This is a genomic window from Nitrospinota bacterium, from assembly GCA_035528715.1.
In the GTDB taxonomy this organism is placed as follows: Bacteria; JADFOP01; JADFOP01; order DATKYB01; family DATKYB01; genus DATKYB01.
On the sequence record DATKYB010000115.1, the window covers coordinates 1 to 23,963 of the forward strand.

Annotated in this window: 28 protein-coding genes; 27 read left to right on the forward strand and 1 reads right to left on the reverse strand. The window is 35.1% G+C overall.

The window, feature by feature from the left end:
* The 18 genes from VMW81_08255 to VMW81_08340 form a co-directional block, all read left to right on the forward strand.
* On the forward strand, positions 1-283 hold a 283-nt coding region (locus VMW81_08255; protein HUU50936.1), incomplete at its 5' end, for a YraN family protein.
* 134 nt (positions 284-417) lie between these two features.
* Positions 418-846, forward strand: coding sequence for a 50S ribosomal protein L13 (gene rplM, locus VMW81_08260; GenBank protein ID HUU50937.1), 429 nt, complete (start codon positions 418-420; stop codon positions 844-846).
* A 9-nt stretch (positions 847-855) separates the two neighbouring features.
* Positions 856-1,248, forward strand: coding sequence for a 30S ribosomal protein S9 (gene rpsI, locus VMW81_08265; protein ID HUU50938.1), 393 nt, complete (start codon positions 856-858; stop codon positions 1,246-1,248).
* Positions 1,249-1,320: 72 nt separating this feature from the next.
* The gene (gene argC, locus VMW81_08270; protein ID HUU50939.1) at positions 1,321-2,361 is read left to right on the forward strand and encodes an N-acetyl-gamma-glutamyl-phosphate reductase; all 1,041 of its coding nucleotides are present in this window, start codon (positions 1,321-1,323) and stop codon (positions 2,359-2,361) included.
* A 16-nt stretch (positions 2,362-2,377) separates the two neighbouring features.
* Complete coding sequence (argJ, locus tag VMW81_08275) at positions 2,378-3,577, forward strand: bifunctional glutamate N-acetyltransferase/amino-acid acetyltransferase ArgJ (protein HUU50940.1); 1,200 nt, start codon at positions 2,378-2,380, stop codon at positions 3,575-3,577.
* A gap of 181 nt (positions 3,578-3,758) precedes the next feature.
* On the forward strand, positions 3,759-4,553 hold the full coding sequence (gene rpsB, locus VMW81_08280) for a 30S ribosomal protein S2 (protein ID HUU50941.1): 795 nt from the start codon (positions 3,759-3,761) through the stop codon (positions 4,551-4,553).
* 31 nt (positions 4,554-4,584) lie between these two features.
* Positions 4,585-5,184, forward strand: coding sequence for a translation elongation factor Ts (tsf, locus tag VMW81_08285; GenBank protein HUU50942.1), 600 nt, complete (start codon positions 4,585-4,587; stop codon positions 5,182-5,184).
* Positions 5,185-5,217: 33 nt separating this feature from the next.
* Positions 5,218-5,946: a UMP kinase gene (pyrH, locus tag VMW81_08290; protein HUU50943.1), complete on the forward strand. Its 729-nt coding sequence runs from the start codon at positions 5,218-5,220 to the stop codon at positions 5,944-5,946.
* Positions 5,939-6,496 (forward strand): ribosome recycling factor, encoded by a 558-nt coding sequence (gene frr / locus VMW81_08295; protein HUU50944.1) that lies wholly within the window; start codon positions 5,939-5,941, stop codon positions 6,494-6,496. The genes pyrH and frr overlap by 8 nt, the downstream gene beginning before the upstream one ends.
* Before the next feature lie 128 nt (positions 6,497-6,624).
* A complete protein-coding gene (locus VMW81_08300) occupies positions 6,625-7,389 on the forward strand; it encodes an isoprenyl transferase (protein HUU50945.1) in 765 nt (254 codons plus the stop codon).
* A gap of 4 nt (positions 7,390-7,393) precedes the next feature.
* Complete coding sequence (locus tag VMW81_08305) at positions 7,394-8,185, forward strand: phosphatidate cytidylyltransferase (protein ID HUU50946.1); 792 nt, start codon at positions 7,394-7,396, stop codon at positions 8,183-8,185.
* Between the two features lie 34 nt (positions 8,186-8,219).
* The gene (locus VMW81_08310; GenBank protein HUU50947.1) at positions 8,220-9,446 is read left to right on the forward strand and encodes a 1-deoxy-D-xylulose-5-phosphate reductoisomerase; all 1,227 of its coding nucleotides are present in this window, start codon (positions 8,220-8,222) and stop codon (positions 9,444-9,446) included.
* 102 nt (positions 9,447-9,548) lie between these two features.
* Positions 9,549-10,028 carry a phosphatidylglycerophosphatase A gene (locus VMW81_08315; GenBank protein ID HUU50948.1) on the forward strand — a complete coding sequence of 160 codons (480 nt, stop codon included), beginning with the start codon at positions 9,549-9,551 and terminating at the stop codon, positions 10,026-10,028.
* Complete coding sequence (locus tag VMW81_08320; GenBank protein HUU50949.1) at positions 10,028-10,501, forward strand: CinA family protein; 474 nt, start codon at positions 10,028-10,030, stop codon at positions 10,499-10,501. The genes VMW81_08315 and VMW81_08320 overlap by 1 nt, the downstream gene beginning before the upstream one ends.
* Before the next feature lie 4 nt (positions 10,502-10,505).
* A complete protein-coding gene (gene thpR / locus VMW81_08325; protein ID HUU50950.1) occupies positions 10,506-11,069 on the forward strand; it encodes an RNA 2',3'-cyclic phosphodiesterase in 564 nt (187 codons plus the stop codon).
* 54 nt (positions 11,070-11,123) lie between these two features.
* Positions 11,124-12,152, forward strand: a complete 1,029-nt coding sequence (gene recA / locus VMW81_08330) for a recombinase RecA (protein ID HUU50951.1) — start codon at positions 11,124-11,126, stop codon at positions 12,150-12,152.
* 27 nt (positions 12,153-12,179) lie between these two features.
* Complete coding sequence (locus VMW81_08335) at positions 12,180-12,656, forward strand: regulatory protein RecX (GenBank protein ID HUU50952.1); 477 nt, start codon at positions 12,180-12,182, stop codon at positions 12,654-12,656.
* 14 nt (positions 12,657-12,670) lie between these two features.
* Positions 12,671-13,426, forward strand: a complete 756-nt coding sequence (locus tag VMW81_08340) for a prepilin peptidase (GenBank protein ID HUU50953.1) — start codon at positions 12,671-12,673, stop codon at positions 13,424-13,426.
* Positions 13,427-13,449: 23 nt separating this feature from the next.
* Here VMW81_08340 and VMW81_08345 read toward each other — a convergent pair whose 3' ends face one another.
* Positions 13,450-14,301, reverse strand: coding sequence for a phosphatidylglycerol lysyltransferase domain-containing protein (locus tag VMW81_08345; GenBank protein HUU50954.1), 852 nt, complete (start codon positions 14,299-14,301; stop codon positions 13,450-13,452).
* A 196-nt stretch (positions 14,302-14,497) separates the two neighbouring features.
* On the opposite strand from VMW81_08345, the gene tpx reads away from it, so the two are divergent.
* From tpx to VMW81_08390, 9 genes are all read left to right on the forward strand, one after another.
* Entirely contained in the window at positions 14,498-15,013 is a 516-nt protein-coding gene (gene tpx, locus VMW81_08350; GenBank protein ID HUU50955.1) for a thiol peroxidase, read from the forward strand.
* A gap of 58 nt (positions 15,014-15,071) precedes the next feature.
* Positions 15,072-15,446, forward strand: coding sequence for a desulfoferrodoxin (locus VMW81_08355; protein HUU50956.1), 375 nt, complete (start codon positions 15,072-15,074; stop codon positions 15,444-15,446).
* A gap of 102 nt (positions 15,447-15,548) precedes the next feature.
* On the forward strand, positions 15,549-15,788 hold the full coding sequence (locus VMW81_08360; GenBank protein HUU50957.1) for a hypothetical protein: 240 nt from the start codon (positions 15,549-15,551) through the stop codon (positions 15,786-15,788).
* 206 nt (positions 15,789-15,994) lie between these two features.
* Entirely contained in the window at positions 15,995-17,632 is a 1,638-nt protein-coding gene (locus VMW81_08365) for a hypothetical protein (protein ID HUU50958.1), read from the forward strand.
* Positions 17,633-17,896: 264 nt separating this feature from the next.
* Entirely contained in the window at positions 17,897-18,547 is a 651-nt protein-coding gene (locus tag VMW81_08370; GenBank protein HUU50959.1) for a transglutaminase-like domain-containing protein, read from the forward strand.
* Between the two features lie 203 nt (positions 18,548-18,750).
* Positions 18,751-19,722 carry a FecR domain-containing protein gene (locus VMW81_08375; protein ID HUU50960.1) on the forward strand — a complete coding sequence of 324 codons (972 nt, stop codon included), beginning with the start codon at positions 18,751-18,753 and terminating at the stop codon, positions 19,720-19,722.
* Positions 19,723-19,765: 43 nt separating this feature from the next.
* Positions 19,766-20,977, forward strand: coding sequence for an outer membrane beta-barrel protein (locus VMW81_08380; GenBank protein ID HUU50961.1), 1,212 nt, complete (start codon positions 19,766-19,768; stop codon positions 20,975-20,977).
* A 128-nt stretch (positions 20,978-21,105) separates the two neighbouring features.
* The gene (locus tag VMW81_08385; GenBank protein HUU50962.1) at positions 21,106-21,975 is read left to right on the forward strand and encodes a polysaccharide biosynthesis/export family protein; all 870 of its coding nucleotides are present in this window, start codon (positions 21,106-21,108) and stop codon (positions 21,973-21,975) included.
* Between the two features lie 40 nt (positions 21,976-22,015).
* Positions 22,016-23,963, forward strand: a 1,948-nt coding sequence (locus tag VMW81_08390) for a polysaccharide biosynthesis tyrosine autokinase (protein ID HUU50963.1), incomplete at its 3' end; no start/stop codon positions are given.

A 23,963-nucleotide genomic window follows, 5' to 3' on the forward strand; every position in this document is an offset into this window, starting at 1 on the left:
TGGAGAGATTGATATTATTGCATTAGATAAAGATACTTTAGCATTTATTGAGGTAAAGACCAAAAATTCTAATCTTTTTATTCCTCCTGAACTCAGTGTTAACAAAAAAAAGCAGGGAAAGATAATCAAAGGAGCTCTTCATTATATAAAGGGTAAAGAAGAGAAATTTGATCAGTACAGATTTGATGTTATAGCCATTAATACGTCTGAAGAAAATGGAGAAAAGAAGATAAAGTTATATAAAGATGCCTTTCAAGTACCAAGCAATACGAGATTTGTTTAGTTAAATTTTCTGTATTTCCCAGAAAAGAAAAACATTATTATTTAAAAAGATTGCAATCTTTATATCTTTAATTTTAGCTTGACAATTACTTATTATTATAGTAAATAAAAATGTTTATTTTATGAGGCTTTTAAATGAAGACTTACTTGGCAAAAAAAGAGGATATCCAGAAGAAATGGTATTTAGTAGATGCTAAGGGTAAGATTCTTGGCAGGCTTGCTAGTAAGATAGCAACCATTCTAATGGGAAAACACAAATCCATTTATACTCCCCATGTGGATTCAGGGGACTTTGTTATCGTTATTAATGCTGATAAATTCTCTTTAACAGGGGAAAAATTGAAAAAAAAGGAATATTTCCATCACACGGGTTATCCAGGAGGCTTAAAGTCCGTAACAGCCCAAAAAATGTTAAAAGAGAAACCGGAATTCATGTTGAAACTAGCTGTTAAAAGAATGTTGCCTAAAAACAGGCTTGGGAGATCAATGTTAAAAAATTTGAAGATATATGCAGCTTCAGATCATCCTCATGCTGCACAGCAACCAGAGCTGTTAGAGATTTAGGGAGGTTTTATGGAGTTTGAGAGATATTATGGAACTGGAAAGAGAAAGACATCAATTGCTAGGGTTTGGTTAAAAAAGGGTGAAGGTAATATCTTGGTCAATAAAAAAACATTGGATGAATATTTTAAAAGAGAAACCTCTAAGATGCTTATTAAACAACCGTTTGAATTTACTGATTCTCTGGGACATTTTGATGCTTTTATTACTGTCAAGGGAGGAGGATTATCTGGTCAGGCTGATGCCATAAGGCATGGTATTACCAAGGCTCTTTTGGAATTTAATCCAGAACTTCGCAAGAGATTGAAAAAGAATGGTCTGATAACAAGGGATTCTCGGGTTAAAGAACGAAAGAAATATGGTCAGAGAGGTGCTAGGGCAAGGTTTCAATTTTCAAAAAGATAATATAAAATTGTCAAAAAGAAGGTCTCTGACCTTCTTTTTTTTTGCCTCATTAATTTTTTTGAGAAGATAAAAATGATACATGTAGGTATTGTTGGGGGAAGCGGATATACCGGATCTGAACTTTTAAGAATTCTAATAGCGCATCCTAAGGTAAAAATCTCTGTTATTACCTCAGAAAGGTTTTCTGGAACAAATATTTCTGAGATATTTCCCTCTTTAAAAGATTTGATTAATATTGAGTTTAAGAAATTATCTCCGGAGGAAATGTCAAAAGATTGTGATCTCTTTTTTTTAGCACTCCCCCATAAAGTAGCTATGTCTTTTGTACCCTTATTATTAAAGAACGAGAAGAGGGTTATTGATCTTAGTGCGGATTATCGTATTAAAGATAAAGATATTTATAAAAGATGGTATTTTGAGGTTCATAAAAGCCCTGAGTTATTAAAAAATTCGGTCTATGGTTTATCTGAGTTAAATAGAGAAAAAATTAAAAATGCAAGATTGGTAGCCAATCCAGGCTGTTATTCAACCAGTATCATTCTTGCTTTAGCACCAATTATGAAGAGCGGATTAATAGATTTAGACTCAATAATAATTGATTCTAAGTCAGGGATATCCGGTGCTGGAAGAAAGTTGGATTTAAGTTTTCACTTTCCAGAGGCTTATAATGGTGTTAGAGGGTATAAACCAACTGGTCATAGACATATTCCAGAGATTGAACAAGAATTAAGCCTTTTGGCAGATTCCTCTGTGAAAATATCTTTTGTTCCCCATATTGTACCTATGAGCAGAGGTATGTTAAGCACGATTTATGTAAGAGCCAATCAGTTGATAGATACTAATGAGTTAATAGATATATATAAAAAATATTATCAAAATGAATTTTTTGTAAGGATATTAGAAAAGGGAAAGCTGCCTGATACTCACCATGTCATTGGATCAAACTTTTGTGATATTGGTCTTGAGGTTGATAACAGAAATAATCGCTTTATTATATTTTCCGCCATAGATAATTTAGTAAAAGGGGCTTCCGGTCAGGCAGTCCAAAACATGAATATAATGTATAACTTAAAAGAAAATATAGGATTGGAAAATCCTGCAATATTCCCTTAATTTTTGGGAGATTAAGTTGAAGGAGATATCAGGAGGAATAACATCAGTAAAGGGTATTAAGGCCACTGGTATTCATTGTGGGATCAAAAAGTCTAAAAGTGATTTGGCATTGATCGTATCAGAACCCATAGCTGTAGCTTCAGGAGTATTTACAACAAATAGATTAAAAGCAGCACCTGTTATTGTGAGTATGGAACATATTAAATCCGGAAGGTGTAAAGGGATTATTGTAAATAGCGGAAATGCCAATGCATGTACAGGGAGAGGAGGATATAAAGATTCAAAGGAAATCGTGAAATTAATAGCCAAGGAATTAAAAACTTCCCCAAAGAACATCTTGATTGCTTCAACAGGAAAAATCGGAGCCCCCCTTCCTATAGATAAAATAAAAAAGAATATACCTCTGCTCGTTAAAAGCTTAAGCAACAGTGGTGGGAAAAAAGCAGCAGAGGCAATACTGACAACGGATACTATGATAAAAGAGAGAGCAATAGAATATAATTATGATAACAAAGCAATTCGAATCGGTGGAATAGCGAAAGGTTCAGGAATGATCTTTCCCAAGATGGCAACGATGCTCTCTTTCATAACAACCGATGTTTCGATTAAAGATGAATTGTTGAAAAAAGCATTAAAAAGGTCAGTAGACAAATCTTTTAATATGATATCAGTGGATGGAGATACCAGTACAAATGATACGGTTATTTGTATGGCAAATGGGTGTGCTGGAAACAAGCTAATTGATAGAGCTGGGAGAGGTTTTAAATTATTTCAAGAAGCCCTTGATTTCATAACTCTTCATCTTGCCAAAAAGATTGTTAGAGATGGAGAAGGTGCAACAAAATTTATTGAGGTCAAGGTACAAGGGGCAAGGAGTAAACGTGATGCAAAAAGGGTGGCCTCTTTTATTGCCAATTCAAACTTGGTTAAAACCGCTTTTTTTGGAGAACAGGCAAATTGGGGCAGAATATTATCTGCAGCAGGCAATGCAGGTGTAGATTTGGATTTTGGTTCAATAAGTCTCTATTTAAACGGTTATAAAGTAGTTGAAAGAGGTATTGTCTCATATAAAGAAGACACTGATTTAAAAGAAGTTATGAAGAAGAAGGAGATTAAGATTTTGTTAAATCTAGGAAAGGGAGATAAAGAAGAAAGTGTCTGGACTACTGATCTATCTCATGAATATATAAAGATAAATGCTGAATATATAAGCTAAATTTTCTATGTTTTTCTTGCAAAAGAAAAATATATATGATAATTTTTTAAAATTGAGATAATTCAAGGCATTACAAAATCTTAAAGACACATGTCTTCTGATCTCTAAAGGAGTGCTCAGAAATGAGTTCTTTAGAGAAAAGACGAAGACAGAGGTTTTAACTCATTTAAAGGAGGTAGAAATGGCTGTAGTTTCGATGAAGGATTTATTAGAAGCTGGGTGTCACTTTGGTCATCAGACAAAAAGATGGAATCCAAAGATGAAAAAGTATATTTATGGAGCGAGAAATGGAATCTATATTATTGACCTAGAGAAGACATTGCAGATGTTTCAGATAGCTTATGATTTCTTTAGAGATGTAGCATCAGAGGGAAAGGAGATACTTTTTGTTGGCACTAAAAAACAAGCTCAACATTCAATGATTGAAGAAGCTAAGAGATGCAACATGTTTTATATAAAACAGCGATGGTTAGGGGGTTTGCTGACAAATTTTGAAACAATTAAAAAAAGGATTCTCAGATTGAGAGAATTAGAATCCATGAAGGAGAATCGTTTTTTTTCCTCTATCACAAAAAAAGAAATGGGAAGATTGGAAAAGGAAAGGATGAAGTTGGAGAAGTTTTTATTGGGGATAAAAGATATGGATAGGCTTCCCGGCGCTCTTTTTGTTGTAGATACTAAAAAGGAAAGAATAGCCGTTAGTGAGGCGAGAAAACTAGGTATTCCTACTGTAGCTATTGTAGACACAAATTGTGACCCTGATGAAGTTGATTATGTTATCCCATGTAATGATGACGCTATAAGAGCTATCAAATTAATAAGCGAGAAGGTTGCTGATGCTGTTTTAGAGGGAAGAAAAGATTTAGAAGTAAAAGAAGTTCAAGAATCAGAAGGAAAAGACGAAGATATTAAAGAAAAAGAGGTTAAAGAAGAAAAGAAAAAGGATGAGAAAGAAGTAGTATTAGATGAAAATTAAGAGAGTAATTTTGGTTGAGGAGGAAATTTAAATGGTTATAACGGCAGAGATGGTAAAGGAATTGAGAAGTAGTACAGGGGCAGGTATTATGGAGTGTAAAAAAGCACTGAAGGAGTCAAATGGAAGTCTTGAAAAGGCTATTGATTTTTTAAGGAAGAAGGGATTATCCACTGCTGTTAAAAAACAGGGCCGTGCTGCCTCAGATGGAATTATCGCTTCATATATTCACGGAGGAGGCAAGATAGGAGTATTGGTCGAAATAAACTGTGAGACAGATTTTGTAGCAAAAACTCCTGAATTTCAGCAGCTAGTAAAGGATATTGCTATGCAAATAGCTGCATCAGAACCTTTTTATCTAAAAAGAGAAGATATTCCTGAAGAGGTTATAAAAAAAGAGAGCGATATATATGCAACTCAGGCAAGAGACTCAGGAAAACCGGATAAGGTTATTGATAAAATTGTTGAGGGGAGGTTAGAAAAATTTTATTCTGAAGTTTGTCTGTTAGAACAACCTTATGTCAAGGATCCTGATATAACTGTCAATGATCTTATCGTTAATAAAATCAGTAATTTAGGTGAGAATATCGTTATTAAAAGATTTACAAGGTATCAGCTGGGAGAGGATTCATAATACTATAAAAACCTAAGATAAAGAAAAGATTTTATGACCAGCCTTAAGTATAAAAGGATACTTTTGAAACTAAGTGGAGAAGCATTACTTGGTGATAAAGAGTTTGGTATTGAACCAGAAATGATTAAGAATATTGCTCTTGAGATAAAAGAAATTCAAGAGATGGGAGCAGAGACAGCAATCGTAATAGGAGGAGGCAATATTTTTAGGGGAATAACCGGGATCTCTTATGGTATGGATAGAGTTTCAGCTGATAATATGGGGATGGTAGCAACGATTATTAATGCTTTAGCCCTTCAGGATGCTTTAGAGAAAGAGGGAATCCAAACCAGGATTCAAACAGCAATTGAGATGAAGGAACTAGCAGAGCCTTATATCAGAAGGAGGGCTCTTAGACATCTTGAGAAAGGAAGAGTTGTTATTTTTGCAGGAGGAACTGGAAATCCATATTTTACAACAGATACTGCTGCTTCTTTAAGAGCTAATGAAATGGGGGCAGAAGTCATTTTAAAAGCTACAAAAGTTGATGGTGTTTATAGTTCTGATCCAATGATAGAAAAGAATGCTACTAAGTTTACTAGCCTTAGTTATTTAGATATTATAAAAAAGGGATTGAAGGTTATAGATACAACAGCTGTTTCTCTCTGCATGGATAATAATATCCCTATTGTTATTTTTAACTTAAGCAAAAAAGGGAATATAAAAAGGATATTATTAGGAAAGAAGGTCGGAACCCTTGTGGGAGGGGAAAAAAATGGTTGAAAAAGTTTATAAAGAGATAGAAGAAAAGATGGAAAGTTCTCTTGAGGTGTTTCGAAAGGATCTGAATACCATTAGGACAGGAAGAGCTTCACTTTCGTTGTTGGATGGTGTTACAGTCGATTATTATGGAAATCCTACTCCCCTGAACCAAGTGGCAACATTGTCTGTACCAGAAAGTCGTTCGATAACGATCCAACCTTGGGATAATTCTATTATAGGCGCAATTGAAAAGGCTATCTTAAAATCAGATTTAGGATTAACCCCGATTAATGATGGAAAGATAATACGAATATCAATACCCCCTCTTACCGAAGAAAGGCGCAAAGAGCTTGTAAAGGTGGTTAAAAAGTATTCGGAAGAATGCAAAATAGCCATACGTAATATCCGTCGTGAGGGAAATGAATCTTTGAAGTCCTTGGAGAAAGACGGAGAGATTTCAGAAGACGAATTTTACAAATCTCAGCGTAAGATTCAAGAGGATACTGATAGTCATATAGAAAAGACAGATGAGATTACAAAGAAAAAAGAGATCGAAATTTTAGAGTTTTGATTTATTTCCAAAGAGAGATTTTTTGCGCCTATTAATTGACCTCTTCTAAAAATTTCCCCCAAAATCCACATGCTGAACAGCTGGAAAGAAATTTTAGAGCTAAAAGATTTTAACAAGGAGCTCTTCAAATGTTAGATCAAAAACTTCTGGTACAGATAAACAGGGATAAACTTCCTAAACATATAGCAATCATAATGGACGGTAATGGTAGATGGGCCAGAAAAAGATCTCTGCCGAGAATCGAAGGTCACAAGGCCGGGGTGAAGGCAGTAGAGGATACAGTTATATCTTGCAGAGAATTAGGTATTAATGCCTTAACCTTATATTCCTTTTCTTTAGAGAATTGGAAGAGACCTCAATCAGAGATAGATTCCTTGATGGATCTCCTGAAAGAATATATTGTCAAAGAGCTACCAAGAATGATAAAAGAAAAAATTCGCTTTAATGTGATTGGAAAGATTACCGATTTACCAACGACTGTTCAAGAGTTTATTGACAATGCAGTACAAATAACAAAGAAAAATAATGGATTGATTTTGACTTTAGCATTAAGTTATGGTGCTAGAGATGAAATAGTAACTGCTGTACAAAAAATTATAACTGAAGTTAGAGATGGAACCATTAATCATAGTAAGATAAATGATAAAATATTTGAAAGTTATTTATATACAAATGGGCTTCCTGAACTAGATCTTTTAATCAGAACCAGCGGAGAGATTCGTTTAAGTAATTTTCTTTTATGGCAATCGGCATATACTGAATTGTATTTTACAAAAATCTTATGGCCTGATTTCAGAGGGGATGACCTTTTAAAAGCGATTATTGAATACCAAAAGAGGGAAAGAAGATTTGGATTTACTGAGGATCAGTTAAACTTTAAAAGGGAAAAATAGGATATTGAAAAGGATCTTAAGTGCGGTTGTTTTCCTGCCTTTTTTCTTTGTCATTGTGTATTATGGAAGCCCCAGAGCCTTCTTTATATTTTTAAGCATAGCGGTTTTGATTGGACTTATTGAATTTTATTCAATGATTGAAAACAGCGGGAGAGAATGCTATAAATTTTTAGGCGTACCTCTGGGTTGGTTGCTCGTCTTAACGATTTATATAGAAAAAAACCATTTTACTATTTTATTTCTCACCTTTACTATTCTTCTGATATTAATTTACAGACTATTTCAAAAAGAGGATTTAACCAAAGCTATAGAAGGGATTTCTCATACCCTTTTTGGTGTTTTCTATGTAGGTCTGTTAATGAGTTATCTTCTCCTCCTTCGAGATCTTCAAGAGGGATATAAATATATCTTTTTATTATTTCTAATAACATGGATGGGTGATACAGTAGCCTATTATACGGGAATGTCTATAGGCAATAAAAAATTGTATCCTAAAATTAGTGGTAATAAAACGATTGAGGGTTCACTCGGAGGACTTATTGGGAGTATAGGTGGTGCCTTTATTGCTAAGCTCTGGTTCTTTTCTAACTTAAGATTGCTGGATTGTCTCGTCTTAGGTATTTTGTTGGGAGTGTTTGGACAACTGGGAGACCTTTGCGAGTCTTTATTAAAGAGGAGTTCAGCCATTAAGGATTCAGGCAAGATTATTCCTGGCCATGGAGGTATCCTAGATAGAGTTGATAGTATTTTATTTTCTGCGCCTTTGTTGTATTATTATTTCATCTTTTTATGGTAAGTTTATTCATTCTTATTAAAAAGGGGTAAATCTTTTGAAAAAAAGGATTGTTATTCTGGGTTCTACCGGTTCTATTGGGACAAATACCCTCTCTGTAATCAAACAAAATCAAGATAAGTTTCAAGTAACCGGTCTTACAGCTAAGAGTAATGTGGATCTTTTAGAACAGCAGATTAGAGAATTTAAACCAAGAGTTGTCTCTATATTCGATGAGGGAAAAGTATCTGATTTAGAAAAAAGATTAAAGGGTTTAGATATAGAAATTCTTTGTGGTGAAGAGGGAACAGTTGAAGTTGCTACTCTAAAAGAATGTGATATGGTTGTTTCTGCTATGGTGGGTTCAGCAGGATTAATTCCTACTTTAAAGGCCATAGAGAGTAAAAAGGATATTGCTTTAGCAAATAAAGAAGTTCTCGTTATGGCAGGCGAAATTATCATGGAAAAGCTAGAAAAAGGCGGGAATTTAATCCCTATTGATAGTGAACATAATGCCATATTCCAGTCCCTTGTTGGTGATAGAGAAAATCTTATTAGAAGATTAATTTTGACTGCTTCAGGAGGACCTTTTGTCCATCTTTCTCTTTCTGACCTAAAATATGTATCAGTAGAAGAGGCCTTGAGACATCCTAAGTGGGAGATGGGGAAAAAAGTAAGCATTGATTCAGCAACCATGATGAATAAGGGTTTGGAGGTTATAGAGGCTAAATGGCTTTTTAATGTAAAGATAGAACAGATTGAGATTTTGATTCATCCTCAGAGTATCATTCATTCTATGGTAGAGTTTGTTGATGGTTCTATTATTGCCCAATTAAGCCCCCCTGATATGAAGATACCTATTTCTTATGCACTGAACTATCCTAAAAGATTAGAAAATAAGCTTCCCTCTCTGAATTTGGCAAAGATAGGAGAGCTAACCTTTCTTAAACCAGACCCAGATAAGTTTTTGTGCCTTAGTTATGCCTATGAAGCCATCAGAAAAGGCGGCACAATGCCAACAGCATTAAATGCTTCTAATGAAATAGCTGTCCAGTCTTTTTTAAAAAGAGAGATATCTTTTTTAGATATACCAAGAGTCATTCGAGCAACGATGAACAATCATCATACACTTAAAGTCAATAAGTTAGATGATGTTTTACGAGCGGATAAATGGGCAAGACAAAGAGCAAAAGAGATTGTAGCAGAGCTAAAAAAGGATAGTAAGAAACCTTCTAAATATACTTCCATTCCAGAGAAAAATATAGATTTTAGACAGAATATATAAAGACAATCTTAACTTTACCAATCTTGGGCATTATAAAAAACTATAGAAAAAAATAGAGGATGTTTTATTCTTTGTATGTCTTTTAAATGAAAAGGGATTTTTTTGACAAATCATTTTGTAAATGCCTTTAATAAAGGGAAAAAGTCAGGGTTATTGATATTATTGTCCACAGGATTTTACAGCGGTTTTTTCCCTTATGCCCCTGGAACATCTGGTAGTGCAGTTGGAGTTATCATCTATTTTTTTATTTCTCAATACAGTCTTCTTTATTATATAATTCTTTTGACAGCTATTTTTTTTATTGGTGTCTGGGTTTCAGGTAAAGCAGAGATTATCTTCAATCAAAAAGACCATAAGTTCATTGTTATCGATGAAATAGAAGGCTTTCTCATAGCAATGTTTCTTGTGCCCAGAACACTATCCTTTGTCATAGCTGGATTTATTCTTTTTAGATTGGTGGATATAGCGAAACCATTCTCAAGGTTTGAACGTTTATCGGGTGGTTTAGGTGTGATGGCAGATGATATCATTGCTGGAGTGTTGACTAATATTTTATTGCAATTATTCAGGCTTCTGACATAATGAAAATAGAAGATACCGTTGGAGAGCTGTTAAAGAAAAAAGGCTTAAGTATATCGATAGCTGAATCATGTACAGGTGGTCTTCTGGGTTATTTGATAACCAACGTTCCTGGAAGCTCGAAATATTTCAAAGGAGGTATCGTAGCCTATAGCGATCAATTGAAAGAAAAGTTTTTATATATACCCAAGGAGATTATAGAAAAGTTTGGTTCTGTGAGCCCTGAGGTAGCTAAATCAATGGCTGAAGAAATCAGAAAGAATGGGGAAACTGACTTAGGGTTAGCGATAACAGGTATTGCTGGTCCTGGAGGCGGCAGTAAAATGAAGCCAGCAGGTCTTGTATATATTGCTTTAGCTACACCAGACGTGACAGAGTGGCAATCTTTTCATTTTTCAGGGGATAGAAAGAGCATACGGTCTCAGTCAGCAAGGAAGGCATTATATATCTTAAGAGATTATTTAAAAAAGATATAAGTCTATGATCAGATCATTTATTGCTATTGATATTCCCCAAAGTATCAAAAATATAATTGCGAGAGTTCAATCTGATTTTAAAGAATCTGGTGCAGATGTAAAATGGGTAAAACCCGAACTCATTCATCTTTCCCTAAAGTTTTTGGGCAACATAAAAGAAGAACAGATAGATGAAATAAAGAAGAGCATGATTAAATCTGTTAAAGGGATTACCCCCTTCTTTATGACTTTAACAGACATTGGTGTTTTTCCTAATATAAGATATCCAAGGGTAATATGGATGGGCTTGGAAGATAAAACAGAAAGATTATTAATCCTTCAAAAAAACATTGAGGAGAATCTTAATATACTGGGATTCACACCAGAGGAAAGGAAATTTTCTCCTCATTTGACCATAGGCAGGCTCAAATCATTAAAGGGTAAAAGCAGATTGGCAAATATGATTCATGCCAAGAAGGGCATGAATATCGATGGGAGCATATCTGTTAATAAAATAAATTTAATGAAGAGCGAGCTCAGGGTTGCTGGGCCTATTTATTCTGTTTTAGAAACCGTTAGCCTCGCATAAAATTTATGAGTTATAAGATAAGATTATAAACAAATTATTAATGGGGGGAACATTATGAGTAATGATAAAGAAAAAACAGAAAAAGCAATAAGCCTAGCCCTTCTCCAGATCGAGAGACAATTTGGAAAAGGTTCAATTATGCGGTTAGGGGATAAAAAGGTTCTTAAAGATGTTTTGGTAATTCCTACAGGTTCTATTTCTTTAGATTGCGCCTTAGGTTTGGGGGGCATACCCCGGGGAAGAGTGACTGAGATATTTGGTCCAGAAGCTTCAGGAAAGACCACATTAGCCCTTCACATGATAGCTGAAGCGCAAAAATTAGGGGGTATTGCAGCATTTATAGATGCAGAACATGCCCTCGATACTGTTTATGCGAACAAATTAGGAGTGAAACTTGATGACCTTTTGATTTCTCAGCCAGATACTGGGGAACAGGCCCTGGAGATAACAGAGGTCTTGGTGAGGAGTGCTGGTATTGATCTAGCCGTAATCGACTCTGTAGCAGCACTTGTTCCCAAGGCAGAGATCGATGGAGAGATGGGAGATGCTCATATGGGTTTACAGGCAAGGCTCATGTCTCAGGCCTTGAGAAAACTTGCGGCTGTTATTAATAAATCCAATACCAGCGTCGTATTTATAAATCAAATTCGACAAAAGATAGGGGTTATGTTTGGCAATCCGGAAACAACGACAGGTGGAATGGCCCTTAAGTTTTACTCTTCTTTGAGATTGGATATAAGAAGGATTTCTCCTATCAAAGAGGGAGAAAATGTGGTGGGAAACAGGACAAGAGTAAGGGTAGTTAAAAACAAAATGGCTCCTCCCTTCAAACATGCAGAGTTTGATATTATGTATGGGGAGGGGATATCAAGAGAAGGAGACATTATTGATTTAGCTGTTGATAATAATATCATATCGAAAAGTGGGACATGGTACTCTTATAAGGATGAAAGGCTGGGTCAGGGTAGGGAGAATGCTAAAAAATTCTTAAAAGAAAATCCTGATATAATAGCTAAACTGGAAAACGACATTAAAAAGATTCTTGGGATTTCTAAAGAAACAAAAGAAAAGAAGGATGAGTAGAAAAAGGAAAAAGATTGGTTGAAATTTATGGCTATCGATGACAATGAACTGAACAGGGCAAAGAATGTGGCTTACCGATTTCTCTCTTATAGGCCCAGAAGTGAAAGAGAAGTTATTAGAAGATTAAAATTAAAAGGATTTACAAAAGATACCGTAGAGAAGGTTATAAACACCTTAGAGAAATATGGCTATATAGATGATGCTAAGTTCGCCTTTGACTGGGCAAAATATCGACTTCAAAACAAACCTATAGGAAAGAATCGTTTAATAAGAGAACTGAGAGAAAAAGGTATAGCATCAGACATAATTCACGACGCAGTAGATGAGACATATGAAAATATAGACGAATCTGAAATAGCCAGAGAACTGGCAAAAAAGAAGATTCGTTCTTATAAGGGGCTTGGGGATAGGATTATACAAAGGAGATTATTTGCCTTCTTACTACGGAGAGGATTTTCCATAGAGACCAGCAAGAGAGCTATTAATGAGGTGTTAGGGTTGTAAAGGATAATATCACGATGCCCCATTCTTTCATTTATTTCTTTCTTTTTGTATTCGGAACAATCATCGGTAGTTTTTCCAATGTCTGTATATACAGGATTCCTCTAAAACAATCTGTTATAACTCCTTCGTCCTTTTGCCCTTCCTGCATGAGCCCGATAAAGTTCTATCACAACATACCAATTTTGAGCTATATCTACCTTGGGAGAAGTTGTCCCTCTTGTCATACAAGAATACCTTTTCGATATCCTTTGGTTGAGCTTCTCACAGGATTAATTTATATAGCCCTATACATGAAATTTGGTTTATCTTTAGGATTTTTTGTCTTTATTCTTCTTTGTACTGCCTTGGTTATTATTGCATTCATTGACCTTGAAAACAGGATTATCCCTGATAAGATTACTCTTCCTGGAATCGTTGTCGGTTTATTATTAAGTTTTTTTACTATTTCATTTGTAAATTCGCTTCTCGGTCTTTTTATTGGAGGGGGCATCTTCTTTCTCATAGCCTTTATAAAGAGAGGAGGCATGGGGGGAGGAGATATTAAGCTCATGGCTATGATCGGTTCATTCCTAGGCTGGCAGGGAAGCCTCATGACTATATTAATAGGTTCTATAGCAGGCTCAATAATCGGAATAATCCTTCTTCTCAAAAAAAGGAAGGGCATAAAGGACATCATCCCTTTTGGTCCTTTTTTAGCTTTTGGAGGAATTTCTTATATTCTCCTGGGTGAAGAGTTTTTTAAATGGTATTTCTATTTAGTAGGTTTGTGATAGCCAGCTGATCTTTATTTAATTTATTTTAGTCTAATTCTATACTTTTTCAGCATAAAATCGGGGACATAAGAGAATTTAGCGATCTTCAATGCCAGATGTCCCAAATCCTGTTCAAAATTTAAATACTTGTACTTTTTGGGGAGAATTTTTGCGAACGTATTGTACATGTATTGGTAAAGGCCCTTAAATTTCCTTTTCCCTTTTGCAAAATGGAGCACAAACGTTTCTTCATTCAGCTCTTCTCCTATGATAAAACCTCCCGGTTCTTTGTCCACATAGTATATGCCTCCACATAAAATCAGGTTATCATAAAGTTTCAATGCTTCTAAACAGGGATCATAGTCTGTTTCTTGATCCGGAACACCTATATCTTCTTTCCATTGATTGAGAATATTTACTGCATCTTTCATTCTCTCCTCGGTCAAAGGATAGGCCTCATTTTCATATAATCTCATAAACTGCTTGAGAAGATTTCTTTTTTTATGGAGTTTTCTCCCTTTGAATGTCGATATTTTTTCAACAGTATAAATATAGTCCATATCTTCTTCTTTGTATGAGAACTCAAATTCATCAGTATTAAAAATTCCTAACCACTCTTCTGGCACAGGGAATAAGAAATCAACATCTTTCATAAGATTTTTCAAATAGTCATAATCAATTTTTCTAATGTCAGTAGTAGGCATTAAATAGATAAATCCATCATAAGTTCTGCCTTTTATAAAGAGCTCTTTATCAAAAATCACTTCATAATTATGAGGATTTCTAAATAGATAGATGTTAGCAAATGTATATTCAGATATAGGGGTATCAACGTTCTTTAATCTTTCATAAAGAAGATCTTTATGATTAAAACTTAATTTCTCGATATTCATAGTAACCTTTTTAAAAGTTTATATATTATTACAATAAATATATTTCTTATCTTTATTGATGACAAACTCAATAAGCCTTTTCAAAATATTTATCTGATTTACATTTCCGCTAAAAAGGAAAATTTAGGTTGCATATTGATAGATTGGTGGTTAATATTTAAATTTATATATTGAAACATATCAAAAGGAGATGAGAATGACTGAACGTAAAGGAATTGTGACAATGGGAGGAAAACCAATTACTTTAATTGGTGATGAAGTTAAGGTTGACATGGAAGCTCCTGATGTTGAAGTGATTGACAATGACCTTTCTCCGGTTAAAATTTCGTCTTTCAGTGGTAAAGTGGTTATTATTTCTTCAGTTCCATCACTTGATACTCCTGTATGCGACATAGAAACACGGAAATTAGATGATGAGGTTGGTAAGCTTGATTTTGATGTTGAAATCCTTACTATCAGTATGGACCTTCCCTTTGCACAGGAGCACTGGTGTGGTGCAGCTGCAACGAAAAAGGTCAAAACATTATCAGATTATCGTGATGCTTCCTTCGGGATGTCATATGGTGTTTTAATTAAAGAAGTTAGGCTCTTGGCCAGAGCAATCTTTATTCTGGATAAAGAAAGAATTATTCGTTATATCCAGTTAGTTAAAGAAGTCACAAATGAGCCGGATTATAGTGAGGTTATGAGTGCTGTAAAAAAACTGAAATAGGGAAAAGAAATTAAAAAATCTAGTATTTATCTAAAATTTTATAAAAGGAGGTTTTAAAATGGCGGAAAGATTGGAAGTTTATAAGTGTGAGGTATGTGGAAACATTGTTGAGGTCTTGCATGAAGGTGCTGGAGAGTTAGTTTGCTGCAATCAACCAATGAAGCTTTTCAAAGAAAATACTGTAGATGCTGCTTTGGAAAAGCATGTTCCAGTAGTTGAGAAGACCTCTCAGGGTTTTACAGTAAAAGTTGGCAGCGTTCCCCACCCTATGGAGGAGAAGCATTATATCGAGTGGATTGAGGTCATTGCCGATGGTAAGGTTTATCGCGCTTTTTTGAAACCAGGTGAAGCACCCCAGGCAAATTTTGATATCAAGGCAGAGAATATTACTGCCCGAGAATACTGTAACCTGCATGGATTATGGAAAAGTTAATTATCCTTTTGATTGAAAATATTTAGAAAACTCGAAATAGCTTTTAGATGCTTAAAACTTCATCGATACTTCTGCAAGTCTAAAACTTTAATGAATTCTGAGATGTATCATAAATTTCAAGCAATCATTGGAAGCTTAGTTGCTAAAAAAGATAATCAAGAATCTCTTACCGGAATTAATATCGATGACCTTTATAAGCCCGAAGAAGATAGTGATAAATCTGTTGCAAGAAATATCAATGCTGCTTTTCTTATTTGTTTATCAGGAGATGCCCATCCGAAATATCATGAAGCTGAAAAATATCTTTCAAGGATAAAAAAGCATCCTTCCCTGGAGAAATAGCGTCTTTTTTTTTAAAAGGTTTATCACTCATTCAAAGAGAAATCGTAAATTTATGCTCAGATGGTAGTTTACATGAAAAAGAGCTCAATGAACTCTATTCATGGATTATAAATCGAGCACCCTCTTCCCACCGAAGTGATAATCTTGAGAAATTCCATTCCTTTTTCTTCCCAGAAGGCACGTCAATACTTAATAAAACTTCTCAAATGATTGATGCACTCAGGGATAAGAGGACAATTAATCTTTCAAAACTCAATTCTGATCCGATAAGAAATCCTGCAAAGGAAATACTTTTTACCTCTAATATACTCCTTACCATACCTCCAAAATCTAAGAATATCGATTCTTTGCCCATAAAAGAATCTATAAGAGAGCAGCTTAAAGATACCATAAAAGAAGATCAGCAATACTTTTATGATCACCCCATTCAAATCGGTACAGATAGAGAAAACAGTGAAGCAATCTATGGCCTTAGAGAACTGGAGAGAGCTGTAAACTATGAATCAGATCGTGGCTCAATATCTAAAAACGCAGTGATAAACTGTGTTCTTTCAGTATCCGTAACCCATAGAGGGCTCCATAGAATAAGCAAAGAATATCTTGAAGAAGAGCTTAAAGGCTCTACGAACATCCAACGAATCAATATCTACGTATTCACTGAGGAAGACACGAGAAGATTAAATAATGAGATTCTGATTCCGGCTGCAGAAAAATATTTCACCAATCGTGATACTTCTGTTCTCCAAGAGATTATTGGCGTAGATGGCGAATATGGCAGGCACTATAGCTTTCTTAAAACTATATCAGTTTTCTGGAACGTATTGATTGATCCTGAAATAAAGGGAACGTTTAAGATTGACCTTGACCAGGCATTTCCCCAAAAAGAGCTGGTCAAAGCCGTAGGTTTATCAGCCTTCGAGCATTTTCAAACACCGCTTTGGGGGGCTGAAGGAATTGACCACTGGGGAAACAAGGTAAAACTCGGTATGATTGCCGGAGCACTCGTTAATGAAAAAGATATCAAAAAATCGCTCTTTACCCCTGATGTTACCTTTCCCTCTGATAACATCAAAGCAGATGAATGGATTTTTCTAAGCCACCTTCCGCAGGCACTCTCTACTCAAGCAGAGATGATGACTCGATATACTGACAAAAAACTTGATGGCAAAAAAAGATGCCTTCAGCGTATTCATGTTACGGGAGGCACTAACGGGATCCTTGTTGAAAGCTTAAGGCAGCATCGCCCTTTTACACCAACTTTTATTGGCCGTGCTGAAGACCAGGCCTATATTATGTCTGTGCTGTTTAAAAATGAAAATAATAGTCTCCTTAGATATGTTCATAAAGATGGCTTGATTATGCGTCACGACAAAGAAGCATTTGCTGGACAGGCCATAAAAACTGCAGAGATTGGGAAAATCATAGGTGATTATACACGCATGCTCTGGTTTTCCTATTATGCCAGAGCTCTGCCCTGGCCATTAGAAAAGACTAAAGATAATATTGATCCCTTCACCGGCTGTTTTGTTTCTTCATTACCCTTTACAGTCATCTATCTAAGACTTGCTCTTAAGGCTGCCTCATTCTTCAGTGATATTAAAAGATTCAACGTGGGACTAGACCTATTAAAGACTGGGACACGAATTCTGGATAGGGTAATAAACCATTTGGATAAAGAACCCAACCCCCTTATCAAACAATACCAAAAAGAAAAAGAGGGATGGAATCTTTATTATGATATCCTTGAGAGGATTGAAGTGAAATTGAAGTCGGATGATTCCTTTGCACTGGAACTAAAGAAAAAAGCGCTAAATTTGGTTAAAGATTCTAAAATAAGATTTTAATATACTAACCCGCCTTACCACCCCTTTCTGCATATAACCCTTTTCTTATTAACCACTCTTTTTTCTTCTAATCCTTTGATTCCTATTAAAGTTCTCAAGCGAGATTACCGATAAGAAGTAAACGGCTTTTCAAAAGAAATTTATGCTTATAAATAGCTGATTTATATGGTTTTAAAAATCATTATGCTCGAAATCTTTATTATGGTTTTTGGCACATTAATCTCATTTCTAAGGGCTTAAAAAGCGAAAACAAAGGAAATAGGTATGCCAAGATTCTTAAAGAATTTAAAACTTAAATATATAAAAGAGAAGAGATACTTTTGTTTTCTAAATTTCTTGATTCTTTTTCCGTTGATTTTCACAGGGTGTGTTACTACTAATAACTATGATTATAAAGGAGATGTTACAAACAATACCCCTTATGATATTAAATACAAAAAGGTACAGGAATACCTGGAGAAGGCTGCCAATTTTAGATATGAAAGAGATAAGGTCTCTCAAAAATCAGTAAAGTCATCTTCCAACAGAGACATGATAAGGGATAAAACAGATTTCTGGTTTCCTTTTGTAAGTATTATAGAAGATATTAAGAAAGATAGGGCTGATTATTGGCAACTGCCTGAAGAGACAGAAAAGAAGGGACGAGGGGATTGTGAAGACAAGGCAATATGGCTCTATTCAAAGTTGATAAAAGAGGGTTTTATAGATGTAAGATTGGTCATAGGCAAATATCGAGAGTCCAGTCCTTATCTACATGCTTGGGTCGTTTGGTATCAGGAAGATAAGATATTTATTTTAGATCCAACCAAAAACAGAAATATCTGGGAGCTAAGGGATTACCCTGCGGGTTATTATCAACCCTACTATTCCTATTACAAGAATAAAAAGTGGCGTCACAAAGTAATTGAAAAATAGAAGAATAATCCCAATTTCAATATTGATTGTTCTATACCTTGTTATTCTATTAATTTATAACATTGTTACATATTAAATATAATAATATAATAATATAATAAAAAAATAAAAAAAATATTATTTTTTTCTTGACAGTATATTTTTTTTATTTGAAAATCAATTTCTTAATTTAGAATATCTTTATAATATCTTAAGGAGTTACAATGAAAGTGAAAAATTATCTTCACGTCTCTACTTTCCTTATCACCATACTTTTTTTCCTCACTTTTTTCTTTATTCCATCTTCTTATGCTCAACAGCCAGAAAAATTAGCCAATATAACAATCTTTGAGGGCGATGTCTTTGTTAAGAGCAAAGTATCTGAGCCTAAGGAAAAGTGGGCTAAGTTAAAGAAGGCTCCTCACATATTATATAACGGTGATGAGGTAAAAACAGAGAAGGGGACAGCAGAGATAGAGTTTTTGGATGGAAGTATTGTTAAGATAGCTGAGAAGACGAGTATTGCGATAGATGAGAGTTTAAAAAAGAGAAAGTCTTTAGGGATATGGCTTGACATATACAAAGGCAGGACGATAAAGGTATTTTTTGGTAAGTTATGGGCTGAAATTAAGCCGAGCAAAGAGAAAAAAACGGAGTTTGAGTCACCCACTGTGGTAGCAGGTGTAAGATCGACGACCCTTTCCTTTAGTTTTGATCCTGCAACAAGACACACAACAGTCACGGCACCTGCAGGATCGATATTAGATGTAAGTGATATAGACGGTGTTACACGAATAACGTTTGTGGATGGCGCGATAGATATTGCTGTTAACCCTGAGACAAGTGAAATAACTTTTACTGTTATATCTGGAAGCCACACCATACTAGCTACGTGTGGTACGGAAGTTCAAGTTGATGCAGGAGATTGTGTAGGTATCATTTATGATGCAGCGATAAAGACTACTACCATTAATGTTACATGTGGTACGGTTACGGTAATAGATCCTCAAGGCCAGAGACAGGATTTAACTGCGGGAGAAACAACAACAACGACCTGTGCATTGCCTCCAGGTGAGCCTCCTCCAGGGCTGCCTCTAATTGATACAGGTGAGCCGCCAGAGAGATTGAAGACTAAAGACGTACCAGCAAGCCCTTCTGGTGGTGAGAGTAATGGCAAAAAAGATGATGTATTATAAGAACTATATCATTTAAATTTCTTAACGAATAATAAAGGGATTAATGAAAGCTAATAAGAGAAAAGGGATATTAAGTTTTATCTTCTTTTGTTTTGTAATAATATCCCTCATATTTTTTATGAGCTCATCTGCTTTGGCTCAGCAAAGAGAGCGAGCTGGAGTAGAGCCCCGAATCAAGATTGGCTCCCTTGAAATACATCCCAGCTTAGAAGTTGAACAGGTCTATGATGATAATATATTCTTAGAATCAACAAATGAGCAACATGATTTAATTACTCTGACAAGGCCTGGTATTCGGTTTTTTCTTCCAATAACGGGGGATCATTATCTTGACCTTGATTATTTGGCAGAGCTTTCTGTATTTTCTGATAACAGCCAGGAAAATTATCAAAATCAAACTTTATACGCAGGGGGAAATCTTAACTTTCCCGGTGGTCTTTATTTTATGGTAAGGGACATATACAGAGATACAACAGACCCATCTTCAAGTGCAGAGCAGAGCGATTTAGACCCAAGAACGCGAAAGAAACTCAACACAGCCCTCTCCACTCTCGGTTATAAGCTGGGTGAGAAAAGCAGGGCAGAATTAGGTTTTTCTTATTATACAATAGACTACGAAGATCCCGCTAATGACAGGCTTGACAGGAGCGAAGTAGCAGGGAGGGGAACCTACTTTTATAAATTCTGGCCAAAGACAACTGCCCTTTTTGAGTTTGTGCATAGCTCGAATATGTTTGATCAGCTTGCGAAAACAGACCCACAGGACGATTCAAAGGCCTATGAATTTAATACGGGTCTTCGTTTTAACACGGATGCAAAGCTGAGGGGAGATATAAGAGTTGGATACGAGAAGAGGGATTTTGAGACTATAGGTGATGATGACAATTTCGTCTTTGATGCTGAACTGACTTGGCTTGCAACCCCAAAGTTTACAGGAAGAATCTCATTTTCACGCAGCACAGAAAATGCTGAATCGAGCACTGATGAGTTTTATAGACATAATCAAGTTAGCGTAGGGGCCACACACAGATTTACAAATAAGCTTTATGGTTCCATTGATTTTACCTATTATAAAGATGACTATAATACTGACAGAGAAGATGAAAACACAAAAGAGATTGTAGAGGCAGGGTATTATTTCAAGGAGTGGTTGAGAGTTTTTGTAAGATACGAAAGAGAGGACCTTGACTCTACAATTGATTTAAATGACTATGAAGATAACAGGGTTTCTTTTGGCATAGCCATGACTTACTGAAAAAACTGATAGTTTTCTTTAAAGCTTTAAGATTTAATTCAGCTTAATATTTTTCTAAATTTATGATAAAATAATTAAAGCGAAAAATAAAATGTTTTTGATTAAATCTCTTTTAATCAAAGGTAACAATGATAAATATAACAAAGACATCTCACTTCCTCAAACCTATCTTCATAAATATCCTCGTATTACTAATTTTTTTACTCTTTAATTCTTCATCTGCATACCCTCAAGAAGAAGAATATACTGTTGGTGGAAAAGACTTGCTGGATATTATGGTCTTTGAAGAAAGTGACCTTTCAAAAAGAGTGAGGATTAGTGAAGATGGTTATATTACCTTTCCCCTTTTAGGTCAGGTTAAGGTCGGTGGCCTAACCGCTTCCCAGATTGAAAAGAAGTTAGCAAAATTATTGGAAGACGGTTACCTTGTCAATCCCCAAGTTTCGGTAATGGTTAAGTACTTTGAAAGCAGGAAGGTATCTGTCTTGGGTTGTGTAGAAAAACCCGGCACATATAGCCTGATCGCTAAAACGACCATTCTTGAGGCCATATCTAAAGCAGGCGGGCTTGATATGGAGGAGAAATTTACAAATGTTGTCTTAATTAGGCCAAATCCAAAAGGAGCTAATAGTGAAATGACAACCATAACCATAAATTTAAATAAACTACTTAAAGGTAAAAATACATCGTTAAATATTGAGGTTAAAAATAAAGATACAATTATCATACCTAGGTTTGATACAGTATTTGTTTTCGGTCAGGTAAGAAACCCAGGGGCTGTTGTTATGGAAAAAGATATAACGATTGTTGAAGCAATCGCCCTAGCGGGTGGATTCACAAGATTGGCATCTGAGAACCGCACAAGGGTGATTAGGGTTGTAGATGGGAAGTTAACAAAAATCACGGTGAAGATGGCTGATGTTAAAAAGGGAGATTCGAGCAAAAATATAATTCTAAAGCCCGAAGATATAGTAGTTGTACCAGAACGCTTTTTTTAAAAAAGACATATGCAAATAATTATTGATAAAAAGGTAAAAAATGACTCCTACACATTTTGAGAAAGAAATCCATCTAAGGAATTACCTCAGAGTAATAAAAAAGAGGCAATGGATAATAATAACTTTCTTTCTTATTGTGGTTATTACTGTAACAATCCACTCTTTTAAAATGAAACCCGTCTATCAAGCTACTGCAAAAGTTCTTATAGAGAAGGAAGAACCAAAAGTAATATCCATTGAAGAGGTCTTGGCCTTGAACTTGGATAGGAAAGAACAAGACTATTACCAAACTCAATACAAGATAATCGAAAGTCGTTCATTAGCAAACAAAGTCTTAAAGAAATTAGATCTGAAAAACAACAAGGATTTTTTACCACCAAAAAAAGATGATTTTAGTATTATCAGATATCTGTCTTCTGCTTTAAATACTTCTGTAAGTAAATTGAAACGTGAAGAGAAAGAATATTCAGAAAAAGCAGAACTGACAGAATCAAAAGAGGAAACAAGATTAATTGATCTTTTTCTTTCCAAACTTATTGTAAGTCCTATAAGGAACAGTCGGCTGGTAGATATCAGTTATGAAGGGCACAATCCCCTCTTAATAACTAAAATTACCAATACTTTAGCTGAAGCCTATATACAAAAGAACTTAGAGGTAAAATTTTATGCATCTGAAGAAGCAAAAGAGTGGCTTAGTGAACGGCTTCAAGAACAGGAAAATAAACTTGACGAATCTCAACGTGCCTTCCAAAAATATAAAGAAGAAAATAATATCATTTCTATAAAAGGAAAAGAGAATTTGGTTACCCAAAGACTTACACAATTAGGTACTGCCTTTACAGAAGCCAAGTCAGAAAGGATCGGAAAAGAAACCATGTATTTTCAATTAAAAAAATATGGTAACGATCTAGAGAAAGTCGAAACCCTCCCAGTCATCGTTGATAATCGATTGATTCAGAATCTAAAAGAAGATTATGTGAGATTACAGAGGGCGTTTTCAGAATTATCAGAAAAATATAAAGAAAAACACCCCAAGTTGATCAGAATAAATTCTCAGTTGCAAACAATGAAAAAGAGAGCAACCGAAGAGATAAAAAAGGTAGCCAGCAGTATTGAGACAGAGTATCGAGTTCTACTCTCCAGGGAACAGGCATTAAAGAATGCTCTTGATGCCCAACAAAAAGAAGCTTTAGACTTGAATCAGAAGGCCATAAAATATGGAATCCTTGAAAGGGAGGTAAATACTAATCAACAGTTTTATGATACGTTATTAAATCGTTTTAAAGAGACAACCCTTACAGGAGAGCTCAAGACGGGAAATATAAGGATTGTAGACCGTGCTGAAGTTCCCAGCAAGCCGGTAAAGCCAAATAAAAAACTTAATATTTTATTAGCAATAATTGTAGGATTGACTATTGGCACAGGTTTGGCATTCTTTTTCGAATATCTTGACTCTACAATTCAAACCCCTGAAGATATAGAAGATTATTTAAGGATTCCTTATTTAGGTGGTATTGAACAGTTTTCAAAAAAGACCTCAGCTGATAATATGGAGAAGGAATTATTTGTTCTTTCCGATCCTCAATCGACAATTTCAGAGGCTATAAAAGGTGTGAGGACTAATATTTCTATAATAAGAGATAAAGATTTAAAAAGAGCAATACTTATTACCAGTACAGCCCCTAAAGAAGGGAAGACTGCAATAGTATCAAATTTGGCCATAGTCCTTGCCCAGACCGGGAAAAAAGTTTTATTAATCGATGCGGATATTCGAAAACCGAGAATTCATGAGCTTTTCGATTTGAAACTTTTACCTGGTTTAACTGATATATTGCAGGGTAAAAACAACATTGAACCTATAATCCAATCAACATCTGTTGAAAATCTCAGCATCATAACAAGTGGTGATGTTCCTCAGAACCCGTCAGAACTCCTGAGCTCTAAGAGAATTCAGTTGATGATTGAATCTTTAAAGAAAAAGTTCGATT